The sequence below is a fragment of the Brevundimonas sp. genome (genome assembly GCF_035626975.1).
Lineage (GTDB): Bacteria > Pseudomonadota > Alphaproteobacteria > Caulobacterales > Caulobacteraceae > Brevundimonas.
Map to the genome: position 1 here is coordinate 1 of NZ_DASPMQ010000004.1, position 17,863 is coordinate 17,863.

At 68.9% G+C, this 17,863-nt stretch carries 17 protein-coding genes; 13 read left to right on the forward strand and 4 right to left on the reverse strand.

Annotated elements, in window-relative coordinates; translation table 11 throughout:
• The 13 genes from VEB62_RS00445 to VEB62_RS00505 all read left to right on the forward strand — a co-directional run.
• A partial coding sequence (locus tag VEB62_RS00445; protein WP_324794395.1) for a methyl-accepting chemotaxis protein occupies positions 1 to 454 on the forward strand: 454 nt, incomplete at its 5' end.
• A complete protein-coding gene (locus VEB62_RS00450; protein WP_324794397.1) occupies positions 454 to 735 on the forward strand; it encodes an STAS domain-containing protein in 282 nt (93 codons plus the stop codon). The genes VEB62_RS00445 and VEB62_RS00450, both read left to right, overlap by 1 nt.
• Positions 732 to 1,097, forward strand: coding sequence for a response regulator (locus VEB62_RS00455; RefSeq protein WP_324794399.1), 366 nt, complete (start codon positions 732 to 734; stop codon positions 1,095 to 1,097). The genes VEB62_RS00450 and VEB62_RS00455 overlap by 4 nt, the downstream gene beginning before the upstream one ends.
• Positions 1,098 to 1,099: 2 nt before the next feature.
• Complete coding sequence (locus tag VEB62_RS00460; RefSeq protein ID WP_324794400.1) at positions 1,100 to 3,277, forward strand: chemotaxis protein CheA; 2,178 nt, start codon at positions 1,100 to 1,102, stop codon at positions 3,275 to 3,277.
• Between the two features lie 2 nt (positions 3,278 to 3,279).
• On the forward strand, positions 3,280 to 3,750 hold the full coding sequence (locus VEB62_RS00465; RefSeq protein ID WP_324794401.1) for a chemotaxis protein CheW: 471 nt from the start codon (positions 3,280 to 3,282) through the stop codon (positions 3,748 to 3,750).
• On the forward strand, positions 3,747 to 4,613 hold the full coding sequence (locus tag VEB62_RS00470; RefSeq protein ID WP_324794403.1) for a CheR family methyltransferase: 867 nt from the start codon (positions 3,747 to 3,749) through the stop codon (positions 4,611 to 4,613). The genes VEB62_RS00465 and VEB62_RS00470 overlap by 4 nt, the downstream gene beginning before the upstream one ends.
• Positions 4,610 to 5,653: a protein-glutamate methylesterase/protein-glutamine glutaminase gene (gene cheB, locus VEB62_RS00475; protein ID WP_324794405.1), complete on the forward strand. Its 1,044-nt coding sequence runs from the start codon at positions 4,610 to 4,612 to the stop codon at positions 5,651 to 5,653. The genes VEB62_RS00470 and cheB overlap by 4 nt, the downstream gene beginning before the upstream one ends.
• 12 nt (positions 5,654 to 5,665) lie before the next feature.
• Complete coding sequence (locus VEB62_RS00480) at positions 5,666 to 6,055, forward strand: response regulator (protein ID WP_324794406.1); 390 nt, start codon at positions 5,666 to 5,668, stop codon at positions 6,053 to 6,055.
• Positions 6,052 to 6,597, forward strand: a complete 546-nt coding sequence (locus VEB62_RS00485; protein WP_324794407.1) for a chemotaxis protein CheD — start codon at positions 6,052 to 6,054, stop codon at positions 6,595 to 6,597. The genes VEB62_RS00480 and VEB62_RS00485 overlap by 4 nt, the downstream gene beginning before the upstream one ends.
• Entirely contained in the window at positions 6,597 to 6,947 is a 351-nt protein-coding gene (locus tag VEB62_RS00490; RefSeq protein ID WP_324794408.1) for a DUF8776 family protein, read from the forward strand. Before VEB62_RS00485 ends, VEB62_RS00490 begins: the two co-directional genes overlap by 1 nt.
• Positions 6,948 to 6,951: 4 nt before the next feature.
• Positions 6,952 to 7,554, forward strand: coding sequence for a response regulator (locus tag VEB62_RS00495; RefSeq protein WP_324794410.1), 603 nt, complete (start codon positions 6,952 to 6,954; stop codon positions 7,552 to 7,554).
• A gap of 44 nt (positions 7,555 to 7,598) precedes the next feature.
• The gene (locus VEB62_RS00500; RefSeq protein ID WP_324794412.1) at positions 7,599 to 8,012 is read left to right on the forward strand and encodes a chemotaxis protein CheE; all 414 of its coding nucleotides are present in this window, start codon (positions 7,599 to 7,601) and stop codon (positions 8,010 to 8,012) included.
• Positions 8,013 to 8,412: 400 nt separating this feature from the next.
• Positions 8,413 to 10,497, forward strand: a complete 2,085-nt coding sequence (locus VEB62_RS00505; protein WP_324794413.1) for a hybrid sensor histidine kinase/response regulator — start codon at positions 8,413 to 8,415, stop codon at positions 10,495 to 10,497.
• A 135-nt stretch (positions 10,498 to 10,632) separates the two neighbouring features.
• On the opposite strand, the gene VEB62_RS00510 is transcribed toward VEB62_RS00505, so the two are convergent.
• The 4 genes from VEB62_RS00510 to VEB62_RS00525 form a co-directional block, all read right to left on the reverse strand.
• Positions 10,633 to 11,994, reverse strand: coding sequence for a S41 family peptidase (locus VEB62_RS00510; protein WP_324794415.1), 1,362 nt, complete (start codon positions 11,992 to 11,994; stop codon positions 10,633 to 10,635).
• A 79-nt stretch (positions 11,995 to 12,073) separates the two neighbouring features.
• Positions 12,074 to 12,532, reverse strand: a complete 459-nt coding sequence (locus VEB62_RS00515) for a MarR family winged helix-turn-helix transcriptional regulator (protein WP_324794416.1) — start codon at positions 12,530 to 12,532, stop codon at positions 12,074 to 12,076.
• Positions 12,533 to 12,629: 97 nt separating this feature from the next.
• Entirely contained in the window at positions 12,630 to 15,041 is a 2,412-nt protein-coding gene (locus tag VEB62_RS00520) for a S8 family serine peptidase (protein ID WP_324794417.1), read from the reverse strand.
• Complete coding sequence (locus VEB62_RS00525; protein WP_324794419.1) at positions 15,038 to 17,863, reverse strand: amidohydrolase family protein; 2,826 nt, start codon at positions 17,861 to 17,863, stop codon at positions 15,038 to 15,040. Before VEB62_RS00525 ends, VEB62_RS00520 begins: the two co-directional genes overlap by 4 nt.

Sequence of the window (17,863 nt, forward strand, 5' to 3'; positions counted from 1 at the left end):
GGCCAAGGAGATCAAGGTGCTGATCTCGGCCTCGACCAGCCAGGTGAACACCGGCGTCAGCCTGGTGGGCCAGACCGGCGAGGCGCTGCAGCGCATCGTCAGCCGGGTCGCCGAGATCGACGGCCTGGTGTCGGAGATCGCCGCCTCGGCCCAGGAGCAGGCCACCGGCCTTCAGCAGGTCAACACCGCCGTCAACCAGATGGACCAGGTCACCCAGCAGAACGCGGCCATGGTCGAGCAATCGACCGCCGCCAGCCATTCGCTGTCGCAGGAGGCCGAGACGCTGGCCGGATCGGTGGCGCGCTTCCAGACCGGCGTGGCGGAGGTCCGGCCGCTGCGCCCGGCCCCGCGTCCGTCCAGCCGCACCGTCACCGCCATGAAGACGGTCGGACGCGGCGGCGCCGCCCGCAGGCTCGATCCCGTGGCCGCCGAAGACGGCTGGGAGGAGTTCTGATGCCGACGCTCATCGCCTTGCCCGCCGTGCTGGACATCCAGTCGGCCGAGGCCCTCAGGGTCCAGTTGCTGGGCGCCCGCGGCCGGCCGCTTGTGCTCGACGGTTCGGCCGTCGAGCGTCTGGGCGGGCTGTGCCTCCAGGTTCTCCTGTCGGCGCGGCAGACCTGGGCGGCGGACGGCCATGGCCTGGTCGTCAACCCGGCGTCCAAAGCCTTCACCGACCAATGGAACGCGTTCGGAGCGCCCGCGATGGCGGCCGGACAGCCGGGAGATCCCGCGTGACCAAGACCGTACTGACCATCGATGATTCACGCACAATGCGGGACATGCTCCAGCTGGCCCTGGTCGAGGCGGGCTATCGGGTGATCCAGGCCGTGGACGGGATCGACGGGCTGGAAACCCTGTCGGCCGAAGGCGCCGACGTCGTCATCACAGACATCAACATGCCCCGCCTCGACGGCTTCGGCTTCATCGAGGGCATGCGCGCCGATCCCAACCACCGGTCGACGCCGGTGCTGGTGCTGACCACCGAAAGCGACGCGGCCAAGAAGCAGCGGGCCCGCGACGCCGGCGCGACCGGCTGGATCGTCAAGCCATTCGACCCGGTCAAGCTGGTCGACGCCGTCCGGCGCGTGGCGGCCTGACCATGACCGACGATCCGTTCGAGGCGATCAAGGTCACCTTCTTCCAGGAGTGTGACGAGCTGCTGAGCGATCTCGAAGCCGGGCTGCTGGCGATCGAAACCGGCGCGGCCGACGACGAGACTGTCAACGCCGTGTTCCGCGCCGTCCACTCGGTCAAGGGCGGGGCCGGTGCGTTCGGACTGGATGACCTGGTCCGTTTCGCCCATGTCTTCGAGACCCTGCTGGATGAAATCCGCTCGGGCCGGAAGCCGTGCGACGATGCCACGGTGAAGACCCTGTTGCGCGCGGCCGACCTGCTGGCCGACCACATCGCGGCGGCGCGCGGCCAGGCCCCCGCCGTCGACGAAACGCGGTCCGCCGCGCTGGTGGCCGAGCTTGAGGTGCTCACTCATGGAGAGGCGAGCCCCGTCGTGGCCGTCCTGCCAGACGCGATCGCCGAGGAAGACGAATTCGGCTTCCGCCCCGTGGCCTTCGACCTGTCCGCGCTGGACGCGCCGGCCGCCCCGTCCGAGGCCGCCGGCACGGTCTGGCGGGTGGTGTTCCGCCCGCACGCCCGGATGTACGCCAACGCCAACGAGACCGGGCTGCTGCTGCGTGAACTCGCACGGCTGGGGTCCGTCACCGTCGCACTGGACCATTCAGCGCTCCCCGGCCTCGCCGATCTGGCCGCCGAGGAGAGCTACCTGACCTGGACGGTCGACATCGAGACCGCGGCCGGCGAAGCCGCCATTCGCGAGGTGTTCGATTTCGTCGAGTCCGATTGCGACCTGAGCGTGACGCCAGTCCCGGCGTCCGACCGCGCCGCCGCGCCGGAGCCCGCCGACGATTTCGACATCGCGGCCCTGTTGGCCAAGGCGATGGCCGACACGCCCGCCGCGCCGCCCGAAGCGGTCGTGATCCCGCCGCCGGCCGCCGCCCTCGCCTCTCCCGCCCCGACTCCCGTCAGCCCGGCGGCCCAGCCGGCCAACCAGGCGGCCCCGGCGGTCACCATCCGGGTCGATCTGGATCGGGTCGACCGTCTGATCAACGTGGTCGGCGAACTGGTCATCCAGCAGGCCATGCTGGCCCAGCGCGTGGTCGAAAGCGGCCTCGCCCGGTCGTCCGGCGTCTCGGTCGGCCTCGAGGACCTGGAGCTGCTGACGCGGGAAATCCAGGACAGCGTCATGGCCATCCGTGCGCAGCCCGTGAAGTCCGTGTTCCAGCGGATGCCGCGTCTGGTTCGTGAAGTCGCCGAGATGACCGGCAAGCGCGTGCGGCTGGTCACCGAGGGCGAGGCCACCGAGGTCGACAAGACCGTCGTCGAGCGGCTGGCCGAACCCATCACCCACATGCTGCGCAACGCCATCGATCATGGCCTGGAAGGTCCCGACGACCGGATCGCCGCCGGCAAGCCGGCCGAGGGCACGGTCCGGATGGTGGCGCTGCACCGGTCCGGACGTATCGTCATCGAGATCAGCGATGACGGCCGCGGCATCAACCGCGACCGGGTGCGGGGCATCGCCGTTTCGCGGGGCCTGATCGCCGACGACGCCATCCTGACCGACGAAGAGATCGACAACCTGATCTTCCTGCCAGGCTTCTCGACCGCCGATGCGGTTTCCGACATCTCGGGTCGCGGCGTGGGCATGGACGTGGTGCGCCGCTCCATCCAGGCCCTGGGCGGCCGCATCACGATCGCCTCGACGCCTGGCAAGGGATCGACCTTCACCCTCAGCCTGCCGCTCACCCTGGCCGTGCTGGACGGCATGGTCGTCACCGCCGCCGGCCAGACCCTGGTCGCCCCGCTGACCGCGATCGTCGAAAGCCTGACCCCCAGGGCCGCCGACATCCACCACGTGGGCGGGCACGACGCGGTGATCCGCTTCCGCGAAGAGTTCGTTCCGCTCATCGACGTGGGGCACGTCATGGGCTTCCGCGCCGCGCCGACGAACCCGTCGTCCGGCGTCGCGGTCGTCATCGAGACCGAAGCCGGGGCGCGGGCGGCCCTGTTTGTCGACGCGATTCAGGGCCAGCGCCAGGTCGTCATCAAAAGCCTCGAGACCAACTACCAGCAGGTCGAGGGCGTCGCCGCCGCGACCATCCTGGGCGACGGTCGGGTCGCCCTCATCCTCGACGTCGACGCCATCGTAGCCAACGCCCGCCGCCGGTCGGGGCGCCCTGATCTCAAACTCGCGAGCTGATCATGTCAGATGCTTTTTCCGCCGCCGCCGTCTCCACCTCCCGGGAGCTGATCGCCTTCAGGATCGGCGAGCAGGAATTCTGCGTCGACATCATGGCGGTGCGCGAAATCCGCGGCTGGACCCCGGCGACGCCGCTGCCGAGAGCGCCCGGCTATATGAAGGGGGTCATCAACCTTCGAGGGGCGGTCCTGCCGATCATCGACCTTGGCGTCCGGTTCGGACTGAACACGTCCGAGCCGACCGCCCGCCACGTCATCATGGTGGCCCGGATCGGCGGCCGCACCGTCGGCCTGCTGGTCGACGCGGTGTCCGACATCATCCAGCTGACCGACGAACAGGTGCAGCCGACGCCCGACGTCGCCAGCGATCACGTGAAGACCTTCGTCAAGGGCATTTTCGCCATCGACGGACGGATGATCAGCCTGATCGAACTGGACCGGATCGTGCCCGAGAATGAAGCCGAGGCCGCATGACCACCGTCGCCGGGCGGGCCGCGCTGGTTGAAGGCGAGTTCGTCTTCACCGCCGAGGATTTCCGCCACATCGCCCAGATCCTGCACAGCCATGCCGGCATCGCCCTCAACGAGGGCAAGGCCGCGCTGGTCTACTCCCGGCTGGCCAAGCGGCTGCGCCTGCTCGGACTCCGCAGCTTCAGGGACTATTGCGCCTTGATCCAGGGCGTCGACGGCGTCGACGAGCGGCAGGCCATGACGGCCGCCCTGACCACCAATGTGACCCGCTTCTATCGCGAGCCGCACCACTTCGATCATCTGCGCGACGAAGTCATGCCGGCGCTGGCCGAACGCGCCCGGGCCGGCGGACGGGTGCGACTCTGGTCGGCCGCCTGCTCGAACGGGCAGGAGCCCTATTCGATGGCCATGACCGTCCTGTCCGTGCTGCCGGAGGCGGCCGATCTGGACGTGCGCATTCTCGCCACCGACATCGATCCGAACATGATCGCCGAGGGTGCGGCGGGGGTCTATTCCGAGGAGGCGCTGGAGGCGGCGCCCGCGATCTTGCGTCACCGCTATTTCGACAAGGCTCCGACCCAGGGACGCGGTCAGTTGAGCGCCAATGCGACGCTGCGGCGACTGGTGTCCTTCAAGGAGTTGAACCTGATCGGCGACTGGCCGATGCGCGGCAAGTTCGATGTCATCTTCTGCCGCAACGTCGTCATCTATTTCGACGACGCCACCCAGGAGCGGGTCTGGAGCCGGTTCACCCCGCTGATGGCCCCGGGCGCCACGCTCTACATCGGCCATTCCGAGCGCGTCAGCGGCCCGGCCGCCGCCCGGCTGCAGACCAGCGGCCTGACCGCCTACAGGCTGGCGCCATGACCGTCACCGTACTCGTCGTCGACGACTCCCCGACCATGCGCGGCCTGATTACGGCCGCCCTGCGCCGCGATCCGGAGATCGAGGTGGTCGGCTCGGCCGCCGATCCGCTGGAGGCCCGCGAGGCGATCAAGCGGCTCAACCCCGACGTCATCACGCTCGACATCGAGATGCCGAACATGAACGGGCTTGAGTTCCTCGAGAAGATCATGCGGCTCCGGCCGATGCCGGTGGTCATGGTCTCGACCCTGACACAGGCGGGGGCCGACATCACCCTGGCGGCGCTCGAACTCGGCGCCATTGACGCGGTTGGCAAGCCCTCGGCCGGGATCACCGTCATGGAGGCCTTCGCGGACCTGGCCGCCAAGGTCAAGGTGGCGGCCCGCTCACGCGTCAGGGCCGGCGGAACCGCGCCGGCGCCGCGGCCGGACGCGAACTATCGCGTGAACAAGAATCTGGTGCTGGCGATCGGCGCCTCCACCGGCGGCGTCGAGGCCTTGCTGACGATCCTGTCTTCCTTCCCGGCCGACTGCCCCGCGACGGTCGTGACCCAGCACATGCCGGCCACCTTCACCGGCAGCTTCGCGGCGCGGCTGGACAAGGCGTCGGCGGCGACGGTCACGGAGGCCACGGACGGGGCCTTGCTGGAGCCGGGACGCATCTACATCGCGCCGGGCGGAGAGGCGCACCTGGAAGTTTCGGGGACCACGCCCCGCTGCCGGCTGGTGAAGGCCGACACGGTCAGCGGACACCGTCCGTCCGTCGATGTCCTGTTCCGGTCCGTGACGCGCCTGCGCCGGCCAATGGCGGGCGTCATTCTCACCGGCATGGGGCGCGATGGCGCGCAGGGTCTGCTGGAAATACGCCAGGGCGGCGGCCGCACCCTGGGCCAGGATGAGTCCAGCTGCGTCGTCTACGGCATGCCCAGGGCCGCATTCGAGATCGGCGCCGTCGAGCGCCAACTGCCCCTGAGCCGCCTGTCCGCCGCCATTCTGGATGTCTGCGCCGACCAGCCGCGCGACGCCGCCACTGTTTCTGTCTGAGGATTTGTTCGCATGCCCGCCGCCGCCGCCATCCATACCCTCATCGTCGACGATCAGGCCTCGATGCGCGCCCTCATCCGCACCAGCATGCAGCAGCTCGGATTCCGCGAATTCCGCGAAGCCGGCGACGGCGAGGCGGGCCTGCGCCAGATGATCACCCAGCCGGCGCACCTGATCATTTCCGACTTCAACATGCCGAACCTGGACGGCCTTGGCTTGCTGCGCGCGGTCCGGGCCCACCCGCCGACCGCGGGCGCCGCCTTCATCATGCTGACCGGCCGGGCCGACCGGGAGCTGGTCGCACGCGCGGTCCAGTTCGGGGTCAACAACTATCTGGTCAAGCCGTTCACCGTCGCCCAGCTGAAGGAGAAGGTCGAAACGGTCTTCGGCCCCCTGACATGACGGCGGCCCTGCGAGAGGCGACCGCCCCCCTTCGTGTCCACGTCGGGCAGGGCGAGCATTACGTAACGACCGATCCGGGCGTCATGCTGACCACGATCCTGGGCAGCTGTGTCGCCATGTGCCTGCGCGATCCCGTCGCCGGGGTCGGCGGGATGAACCACTTCCTGCTGCCGGAAGGGTCGGGCTCCGGTCCCGACGCCGGCCGCCGCTACGGCGCCTACGCCATGGAAGTTCTGATCAACGACTGCCTCAAGAGCGGCGCGCGCCGGGACCGCCTCGAGGCCAAGCTTTTCGGCGGCGGGCGCATGTTCGACTCGCTTCAGGACGTCGGCGGCGCCAACGCGGATTTCGCCGAGCGCTTCCTGCGTGACGAAGGGATCGTCGTGGCGGGCGGCAGCCTCAGGGGAACCGGCGGACGCCGCGTGCAGTACTGGCCCGTCAGTGGTCGGGCGCTCCAGCGTCCCGTCACCGACCACAGCCCGCCGCCGCCGGCGGTCCGCCCGGTCATCGCCCCCGACGCCGGCGCCGTGGAGCTGTTCTGATGACCCCCTCGCAGACCCGCGCCCTGTTTTCCGGCCTGTCGGCCGAACTCGCCGCGATGATGGAGACGGTGGACGGCCTGTCGTCGCTCGTCGCGGATCATGCCCGGCAGACCCCGGCCGACCGCCGCTCGGACGTGCTGGTCAAGGCGCAGGCGGTCGACGATCTTCACCAGACGCTGGACTCCCTTCGCGCGCTGGCGGGAGCGCTTGCCGGCGGGGTGGCGGTCGAGAACGCCCTGGCTGTCATTCCGTTGTCGGCGCTGGCGGGTCGCCTGCGCGCCGCTTCCCTGCCGGCCGCGCCTGACCGGGAGGTGGCCACGCAGCCCGGCGACCTCGTTCTGTTCGACTGATCCGATGACCCGCATCCCCCGCCAGTCCGACAGGGTCAATCTCGAGCACATCACGGTGCTTCTGATCGATGACAACCTTCAGGCTCTCGATATCCTGAGCTCGGTCATCCAGGGATTTGGCGTCAAGGAGCAGATCCGGTGCAGCTCGGCGGTCGAGGCCACCGAGGTGATCCGGCGGCGACCGGTGGATCTGGTTCTCGTCGACTGCGCCATGCCCGAGATGGACGGCTACGACTTCATCCGCTGGCTGCGCCGCGAAACACCTGCCCCCGCGCGGCAGACCCCGGTGATCATGCTGACCGGGCACGCCGCCGCTTCCGGAGTGCGCAAGAGCCGCGACTGCGGCGCCAGTTTCATCGTCACGAAGCCGCTCACCCCGACCGTCCTGCTCCAGCGAATTGTCTGGCTGTCGACCGACGAGCGCGAGTTCATCCAGTCCGAAACCTATGTCGGTCCGGATCGCCGCGTGCGGAACATGGGGCCGCCCCTGAACGTCGCCGGCCGCCGCAAGGGCGACCTCTCGACCCATGTCGGCGTCGCCCTTGAGGCCAATATGGATCAGTCGGACATCGACAGCCTGTTTAAACCGCGCCGGGTGGCCCTGTGACTGCAGTTCGAAATTCCGGCACCAGAAGCAGCCTGGCGAACAAGATGGCAAGGCCCGGAGGGCGCACCACGGCCGAGGCTGTGCGGGAGGCGGAAGCCGGCCTGGACAGCCATCGTGAGGACGGCATGCGATCGCTGGCTGCGACTCTCGCCAGGCTCGAAGCCGTCTGCGCGGCCCGCGAGGAGGGAGCCGAGGCCCAGGTCTATGAGCTCGCCTCGGCCTTTGCCGATATGGCGGGATTCTTCGACACCGGTCCTCTCTACGCCGCCGCCTTCAGCCTGTGCGAAACCAGCGATCGGATGATCGCCGGGGCGTGCTGGCAGTGGCCCTCGGTGGAGGTTCACCTCCGGGCCGTGCGGCTGATCCTGGCCGCCGGTTGTGACGCCAACGAAACGTCGCGCCTCCTTCTGGGCGGCCTCGCGACGATCGTCGCGCGACTTCCGAAGCAGCCCGGGTGACGGCTCGGGACAGAGCTGGCGAGACGCCCGATCCCTGGCGCTCCCCATTGTCTGCTGACGGGCCGGCGCCAACCCCTTCTGGCGCGAAACGGGCCGCCATCGGACCCTTTGGCGCAAGGCGGATCTCCGGGGATTCCCGAGGACCGCTCGACCTGCCGGATCAGGACGCGGCGCCCGCGGCGATCGTCCGGCTATCGGGGTTGATCAGAAATGGCTTCGGTCAGCGACAGGCTACTGAAGAGGATGGTGCGGAAACAGGTCCGGGGGCGCCCGATTTGTTCACCCATCCATCCTAATATTCTGCGTATCGGGTTTGGCCGGGGGAATCGGGGTGCGGGGTCGGTGGCGTTTATTCAGGCATGAAGGGGGCCGTGTCGCGGGCCCGCCAGCCTGGGCGTATGTGCTGCTGTTCGCCCTTTCGCAAGTGATCGGCCACTGGAGCGTGGCCACCTTCGGCGCGGTCGCGATCTGGCTGTCGAACGGCGTCCTGGTGGCGGCCCTGCTGCAGTTGCACCGCCGGCCCGCCGTGGCCGTGCTGACGGCCTGTTTCGCGATCAATCTGTTCAGCAACATCCTGCGGGGCGACGACGCCGTCTTCCTGTGGGTCAACGCCCTGATGAACCTCGTCCAGGCGGGCGTCGCCGCCGTGCTGGCCCGCAGGGTCTGCGGGGCCGCCCTCGACATGCGCCGACCCCGTCGCCTGGCCAATTTCGCGCTGCTGGCCGCCGCCCCCGCCGTCGGCCTGGTGACCCTGATGGCCGTCGGCCTGATGGGGGTGATCCGCCATCCGCCGCTGAACATGTGGCTGTTCTATCTGCAGTCCTACTTCATGGTGGAGTTGCTGGGCCTGATGCTTGTGACGCCGGTCCTGTTGCTGTTCGCGCGCAATCATCGGTTCCAGAGGCTGGCCCGGGCCCGACGGCCGGAAGCTGTCGGCCTGTTCGTTCTTACCGTCGCGGTGACCTCGGCCGTATTCTGGCAGGACCAGGCCCCGCTTCTGTTCGTGGCCCTCCTGCCAATGATGCTGATCGGTCTGCGCCTGTCGCCCAGCTGGACGGCCGCAGCCTTGATCGTGGTGGCGACGGTATCCGGGGTGGCGACCCTGACCGGACACGGACCCGTGCAACTGACCCGGCTGTCCACAACGCCGGGCATGGAGGCTGTCCCGGCCACGATCCAGCGGCTCGGGATCTATAATTTCTTCATGCTGGCCATGGTGTTGACGGTGCTGCCGATCAGCACGGTGATGACCGAACGGCGCCGGCTGGAAACGCGGTTGAAAGCGCGTACCCTGGCCGCCCAGGAGGCCCGCAGACTGGCCGAGGACGCCGGCGCGGCGCGCTCGCGCTTCCTGGCCATGATGAGCCACGAGATGCGCACGCCCCTGAACGGCGTGGCGGGCTTCGCCGACCTGCTGGCCGGCCGGACAGGTCTGGACGCCGAGGCCCTGCACCATGTCCGCCAGATCCGCGACTCCAGCGACGGCCTGCTGATGCTGGTCGAGGACATCCTCGACTTCGCGCGCGGCGACGACGCCCTGACGAACGAGCCCCTCGACCTTGCCGCGGTGGCGCGCGAGGCGGTCACGCCCAGCTTCGCCGCCGCGGAGGCGCGCGGCCTGAAGCTGGGCATCGACGACCGGCTGCCGCGCGAGGCCCGTTTCACCGCCGACCGGCGGGCGCTGCGACAGGCTCTGCATCCCCTGGTCGCCAATGCGGTCAAATTCACCGAACAAGGCGAGGTCGCGGTGCGGCTGGATCGCTCCGGCGAAGGCGTCTGCATCCGCGTTTCGGACACCGGCTGTGGCATCGAGCCATCGGTTTTGCCGGACCTGTTCGAAGCCTTCGCCCAGGGCGACGCCTCGATCCGCCGCAACCATGCGGGCCTCGGTCTGGGCCTGGCGTTGGCCGCGCGGCACGTCCGGCGTCTGGGCGGGCGTATCGACGTCGAAAGCCGGCTCGGCGAGGGCTCGACCTTCATCCTGCATCTGCCCTTCGAACGCGCCGCCGACGCCGTCGAGGATGTCCGCCAGGTGGAGGACGTCGCCGCCCCTGCCAGGGAGGACTCCGGGCGCGCCCCCTGCGTGCTGGTCGTCGATGACCATTCGGTCAACCGCGAGGTCGCCCGCATCATGCTGGAGGCCTTCGGCTGCGACGTCGTGGAAGTCTGCGATGGCCAGCAGGCCCTGGACGCGGTGGCGCGGCGGCCCTTCGATCTGGTGCTGATGGATGTGCGGATGCCGCAGATGGACGGGCTGGAGGCCACGCGTCGCATCCGGGCCATGCCGGGCACGGGGGAGGCCCTGTCCATCGTCGCCATGACGGCCGACGCCATGCCCGAGGATGTGACCCGCTGCCTGGCCGCCGGCATGAACGCCCACATGGCCAAGCCGATCAATCAGACCGGCCTGGCGTCAATGGTGCACCGGGCCCTGACCGGAGACCTCCCCGGCGCGCGGGTGACCGTCGAGACCGAGGCGGCCTGACCCGGCTTCCCGCAGCGGCCGTTCGGCCCCAAAGCCGCCTGACCTCGCCCATGCGCGGGGCGATCTGACCAACGCTCCCGAAAAACCTCGCCGGACGCGGTCCCGGGCTTGCTGGGCGTACGCGGCTCGGGGAGGTCAGGCGCCGGACGCGGGGCCCTTCGGACGGAAGCCGGCCATGACGATTGTGCCGTCTTCATCAAGCAGGATGCTCCAGAGCCAGACGCCCCGGGCGAACTTCACCTCATAGACGTCGTCACCCATCGGCCCGACCTCAATGAAGTCGACGCTTTCCACCGCACCGAACTGGACGATATCGGCGTGGATGTAAGGCAGATCGGCGCGCGTCCTCTCGGCCAGAAACGGGCTCAGCAGGTCGTAGCGGGGCGTTCCGGCCTGGAATTCCGCAATACTGCGCCTGATCGCCGCCTCGCTGCCGGGTTGGGCCGTCGTGCGCAGCATGAGCAGGCGTTCGCTGAGGACATCATCGGGCCCGGAGAGCGGGGTGTCGGCCAGGGAGGTCTTTCCCGCGGCCCGTTGCGCGGTCCGGTAGGCCGACGCGAACGCCTCGGCCGGAGGCGAAGGAAGGTCCGGCTGGACGCCCGCCCCCTCCCAACTCGTGCGCGTGACCGGATTCTCCGCTCGACCGGTCGGCAGGAAGATGGCCAAACCCGCCTGCAGAGGCTGCATGTCGCCCGGATTGGCTCCGCCCCCCGTACTCTCGCCCACCAGCGTCGCACGCTTCAGGGCCTGCATGTCGTAGGCGAACTCCTCCCCTCCGGAAAAGGTCCGCGGCCCCGTCAGGAGGACGACGGGCTTGTCGAGATAGCTGAGCGGCGTCGCCTCCGTCCGGAACACTTCACGCCGGTATTCAGCCGTCCCGGCTTCGCGCCACAGCAGATCGTTGAGATGGACCGGCTCCTTCGCGTCGAAGAAGAAGCTTGCCAGATAGGCGACCGCGGCCGGATCGCCTCCCCTGTTTCCGCGCAGATCGATGACGAGGGCGTCGGTCCCGGCCAACAGCCGCATGGCCTTGTCCGCGGCCGGCCTGAACAGGCCTGCGGGTACGAACCCGGTAAGCTCCACATAGCCGACGTTTCCATCGAGCACGTCCACGCGGGCGAAGCCGAGTTCACTGCGTGGCGGCGGTCCATTGTCCCCGTCCCGTTCAGGGCCCTGCCCTTCGGCGAAGACCCGCAGATGCTTGTCGTGGGCGACATCGTTCAGATCCTCGCTCAGGCGCCGGGCGAAGGCGCCGGGCTCGGTGATCGCGTCATATTCGCCGGCCGCAAGATTCCTGGAAATCACAGTCGCGGCCTGACGTCCCGCGTCCGGATAGACGTAGGCCTCGGTCAGCAGCCTGACGGCCGCCTCCACGACGCCTCGCCTCGCGGTCGCATCGAGCCCCTGCCGGGCTTGCACTGCGCTTTCGGCCCCATCCGCCGGCGCCGATTGTGCGAGCGCCGTCTCGCCGACCGCCAGGGTCGCCGCAAGCGCCAATGCAACTGCATGTCTTCTCATTCCGCCTATCCTTCTCGGGCTGTTCAGTTGGGCGTTGACGTGGGACCTCGGCCTGAAGTCACGTGGGAGGGCGGGCCTCGGCGAGGCGATCTGCGAACGATTTCCGTTCCAGCGCAGTGATCGCATCGGCCAGCACCTGCGACAGGGGGCAACACAGCTCCGCATCGAGGTCGCCCGCCGCCGCGGCCGTTGCGCGCCAGCACGCCTGCAGGCCCGGCAGAAGGTCCCGTCCCGCCGCCGTCAACCGGATCATCCGCTGGCGGGCGTCCGGGCCAGGTTCAGACGACACCAGCCCGTCGCGGATCATGAGACTCACGGTCTGTGTGGCCGCGGGTTGCGAGATCCCCGCGACCTCGGCGATCTGGCTGATGGCGCGGGGCTCGGATGCGATCAGCGCGCGCATGACTGGCGTATAGCGCGGGCGATAGCGCAGGGACTCACGCGCATAGGCCTCAGCGACCGCACCATCGAGCAGTTCAAGCAAATGGCGGAGCTGGGTGCCGAGGCCCTGGTTCATGCTCACTCCATAAGTGCTTATGGAATCGATGTCCCATTAATTGTCGGTAAGGCCGGGCCTGGCGGACGGTCGACAGAACGGGATCCCCCCGACAGAGTCAGGGCTCGATCCAGTCGGAGACGGCGCCTGTGACGGCCAGGCCGAATCCCTGCGGGCCCCTGAAGGTGTTCCGGGCGTGGACCTGAACTCGCCACTCTCCGGTTTCCGGGTCATCCACCCGGACCTTCTCGACATTGTTCGACCGGTCAGTGCCTTGCCAGGCAGGCCGCACGATGCCGGCATTGCCGATGTAGCTCTTCCGGCTCGGACTGATCACCACCAGATCCAGTTCGTGCGAGAGACCGGGGCCGGGCGGGTCGGTCCACGCCATGGTGATGGACAGGGGTTCGGCGGCGTCCTGCACGAGAATCCGTCCGGTCCAGTTCGAGGGCCCAGTCTTCAGATAGGCGGCCACGAGGGCCCTGGGATCGTCGTCGGCGATGTCGACGACCCGCAGCTGCATCGGAGACGCCTGGTCGAGCGGGAAGACGCGCGACAGGACGAGACGGCCGAAGCCCTGATGGAAATTCGGCGAACCGATCCGGTCGTCCTCGCCCGAAACGCCGGTCATCCAGACCGCGCCGTTGACGAGCGCGGCCCGCATCAGGGCGGCGCTGGGCGCGGGTACGGCCTGCTTCGCCAGATACTCACGCAGCAGGGCCGCCGCCCCCGCCACCAGCGGCGCGGCCATGCTGGTGCCGCTCCGGAAGGCATAGAGGTCGGGCTGCGCCGGATAGGGATGTCGGGGGTCGGGGGAGTCGGCGCTCCGGGCGGCGGCGATGCCGACGCCGGGCGCCACCAGATCGGGCTTGATCCGGCTTTCCCCGGTCGGGCCCCGGCTGGACAGCGCGGCCACGATATTCGGGTCTCCCGTCAGGGGCAGGCTCGAATAGGGATCGAGGGTCGGAGGGTTCGAACCGTCGTAGGCGCCCCACGTCTGTCCGGCGTACGGGCCGTCGGCGCGGGGCGAACAACAGGCGCCGACCGTGAGACAGTTCTTGGCGCTGGCGGGAGCGTACAGCGACTCCAGTTGCATCCGGTTCGGCTCGTCGCTGCTCTGACGTCCCGAATTGCCGGCGGCAACGATGACGAGATGATCCGGGTTCGCGCGAACGAATTCGTCCAGTTCGAGCGAGTTGAAGACATAGTTGCTGGCGACCGGCGAACCCCACGAGAGATTGTGGATTCGCGCGCCCTTGTCATACGCCTTCTGCAACAGGTGTTTGATGCCGATGCCGACGCCTTCCAGCGCCCCTTTCGGCCCGCCAAGGCTCTGCAGACAGAGCCGCGCGCCGGGGGCCATTCCGGCCAGCCTGCCGTCGCTCGCCGCTCCGCTTCCGGCGATGATCGACGCGACATGGGTGCCGTGCCCGTCAGGATCGCGGGCGCTCTCGGGCGTGGCGATCAGCTCCAGATCGAACCTGTCTTCGAAGTCCGGATGCTGAACGTCGAAGCCGGTGTCGGCCACCGCGACCAGCTGGCCGGCGCCGGAGAGGCCGACGATCCCGCGGTCGACCGGCTCCGTGTCCCAGGTCGATGCGGTCGCGAACTCCAGCAAGGGTTCGGGCGGCACGTAGCGCTCCATCCTGCTGGTCTTGTTCAAGGCGCCGAGCCTCGCGATGATGCTGTTCATCGTGGCCTCGTCGGCCTGGATCCAGAAGCGGATGCGGTCCGCGGAGAACTGGACGTCGGTCACGCCCTCCATGTCCCCGATCGACCGGGCGACGGCGGGCAGTTCCCGGGCGTCATGGCAGCGGACGTCGTAGGCTTCCGGCTCAGGCTGCGTGACCGCCGCGGCCTCCATCCCCGAGCCCGAACTCGCGGGACCGCGGTCGAGACCGGGCGGGACGGCGGACCGGGACCCGAGGCTCGTCATCTCAGCCCGGACGCCCGGGTCGAACGGCCCGTCCGCCGGACCGCTGAAATCGTCCAGTACGGTGGTGGACAGGAGCGCGTCGTCGAATGCGTCACCCGAGACCAGTCCCGCATGGACCTGTTCGTAAAGGCAATCGCAGAGCGTCTCGCGCATTCCGTAGGGCCTGACCCGACCCGGGAGGGCCTGCTCGAGGTCGGCGGACTGGGCGCCGGTCGCCTTCAGGACATAGGCCAGATTCGACAGGCGGCTTTCCAGCGTCAGGCCCGCATCATCCAGAACCTTACGATCCTGGCTGGTCAATGGCCGCTCCAGCGTGAGGATGACCGGCCCGGCCGTGTCCGCGCCCCCCGCCATGTCGTCGAGCGTCATGGTGTCTTCGTACGCCGCGGCCTCCTCCCCGGCGTCCCGGGATGCGGGATCATTTCGAGTGAGAATAAGGCCCGCGTTGATCAGCTCGGTCTCGACCTCCGACTCGACGAGACCGAGCAGGTAATCGCCCTCCTCGATCGGAACCACGCCCTTGGCGAACCCGCTCCGGGCGAGTTTCGCCTGGTCCTCGTCGAGCGGCAGTATGGTGACCATATGCAACGTCATGGAGCATAGAACCTCCGCAAACCGGCCGCTCCCTTGAGAGCGTCGGGAAGATGTTCGATGGCGTCGAGACGGGCCCAGAAGTCCGGGTCGTCGATCAGGGTCAGGGGATCCAGCGGCACGGATCCGGGCAGCACCGGGTCGGCGAGGGGTTCGAATTCGCCGACCATGTCGGCCTCCAGTTCCTCGAGCGGCAATTCGATCCCGATGCCTTCGCCGTCCGCGAGCGGCTCGAACGCCGCGGCTTCACGCGCGGCATGGAGGTCGGAAAGGGCGGCGGACAGGCGTTGGGTGGCGGTCGCGAGGCTCAGGTCGTTGAGCGGCGACGCGGGATGGCTGAGCTTGATCAGCTTTTCGCCGCCCCCGACCGCGACGCTCTCGAGGTCCCGGGCGGGGTAGAAGCCCCGCATCAGGTCCGCGTCGCCCGACCGCGGATGACCGGCGACGACGACGAGCCGGATATCGGCCTCGGTCGCCGCCAGCAGGCTGCCATAGGGATCGGCCTCCTCGCGGTCGCGGACGACGACGATGTCCGCGAACTTGCCGGCTTCCAGCGTCCCCAGCCGGTCGCCCCAGCCGGCCATGACCAGGGCGTCGCAAGTCACAGCCCTGGTCAGATCCTCCGCGGACAGCGGATGACCCTGCGACCGGGCCGTCAGCCAGGCGACCTTCATCTCGCAGAGCGGGTTGCGGCTCCCCGACGGGGTCCAGTCGCTGCCGAGAGCGAACGCGGCGCCCGACGCCTTGAGATCGGCCACGTTCAGGGTGCGGCCGTACAGGATCGAATTGCTGAAGGGCGACCAGACCACCGAGGCGCCGGCGACGCCAAGGGCGCCCAGGTCGGCGGCCGTGAGGCCGAGGCTGTGGATTCCGACCAGGTTGGGCGCGAGGAGGTCGTTCTCGACCAGCATCCTGAACTGGGCGTTGGCGGCGTCGTTGGTGCCTTCCGCCAGGTGAAAGAAGTATCGGGCCCCGGACTGGATCACCTCCCGGACTTCGGCGATCTCGGTGGGCTTCAGATCCGTGATCTTGTGACGGATGCTGGCGAGGTCGAGGTCATCGGACTGTTCGAAATTACGCACGATGCCGCGGAAGTCGGCGCGCCCGCCGTATTTGGTCACCATGCCCTGTCCGGAGGTGACGCCGCCCAGCAGCAGCTTGGCCTCGACATAGCGGACGAGCGCCTGCCGCAGGCTCTCCTGTTTCGCGACCACGTCCATGACCTGGCCGACCTTGCTCCTGTAGTCGATGTTCCGGAGCCACTGGCTGCGATTCACCAGCGCCCGGTCCGGGGCCCACAGGCTGAGTATGTTGTAGGCCAGATGGTTGTGGAGGTCGGCCAGGCCCGGAAAGATGACCCCGCCCGTCCCGACCCTGGCGACCGCCTCGAAGCCCGGGGGCGGCAGAGCGTCCGAAGGCTGGACCGCAACGATCACGCCGGCGTGGGTGTAGACGCAGCCGTCCGGAATGACCGCGCCATCCTTCATCGTGACCACCCGGCCGCGCAACGCCAGCCGGGGCGCCGACGGCGCCGCGGCGTCGAGCGGCACGATCGCCGGTTCGTCGCTGACCGGCCGGTCGACGTTCATGAAGTCCGACAGGAGGCGCAGATGCTCCTCGCGGTCCGGCGCGTCGGCGGAGCCGGTGTCGTCGAGCGGCTGCATCGCGGCCGGATCGACGAGCGGATTCAGCTCGGCCCGGTAGGCGCAATCGCCGATCTTGTAGAGGGCGTTGTCGCAAAACCGGCATTCGCCCCGGCGCCTCGCCAGATGCCCTGTCCGCGGGTTCAGGGTCAGGGCGCCGCGTTCGACCTCGTCGCGCAGGTGCCCGATGATGCGTTCGCGCTGCTCGCCGAACTGCGCCGGATTGGCGGAGGCGTGAGGCGAGAAAATCACCCGCGCGTCGATCTCCTCGCCCTCGCGGGTTCGCCCGAGGCGCATCCGGATCTCCCGGCGCAGCAGGCTGTTCACGCCCTCGCCGACGACCGGTTCGCCCTTGGTGAAGTGGCGCCCCAACCGCGAGATGAAGGCGTCGGCGGTCGTGTTGCTGAACACAATCACCACCGCCGGAAGGCTCTGGAGCAGCTGGCGCGGGAAATGGGCGCGCTTGTTGAAGCATTCGTCGACGATCGCCCGCGCCCGGTCCTCGCCCATCAGCGGCATATCCTGTTCGCCGGGGCGCAGGCTGGTGGTCCATCGCGCGGATCCGCAGGCGACCATATTGGCGTAGGCGATGTCCTCGCCCACCGCGAGGTTATGGTCCTCCCACCCCATGGACTCCGCCAGGCCATCCAGAAGCGTCTGGTACTGGCGGTACATCATCACCGGGGCCGGAGTGACGTCGATCGGCCCGCCGACCCGGGTCAACGGTCGGCCGGACTGCGGCGTGTCGTCGTCCCGCCCGTCGAGCAGCCGGTCGTACGCGCCTATCGGGATGTCGAGCTTGTCCAGCGCCCGCCAGCGGAAATAGTGGGCGTACTGGAGGTAGTCGTCGAAATAGGGGTGGATGGCGTTCCGGTCGCCGTCCCGCCAGCCCGGCAGGTTGGGGTTTATCCCGACGGCCAGGATGGGCGCCTTGCGGCAGCCGGACAGGATTTCGGGGACCACATGCCGCTTGCCGGCGTACCGGGCCGGCTGCACCACGCCCGGCACGGCGGGCGGACCGTCGTCGGCGTAGTCATAGCTGTGCAGCAGGCCCCATTCGGCGAAATGCGAGCAGGCGTGGGCGTCCTCGGCGCCGTCGTACGATCGCCGCATCGCCTGGCAGGGCATGACGTCGAACAGAAGCTCGACCTCAACCGGGAGGTTGCTGGTCGCCGCGGCCAT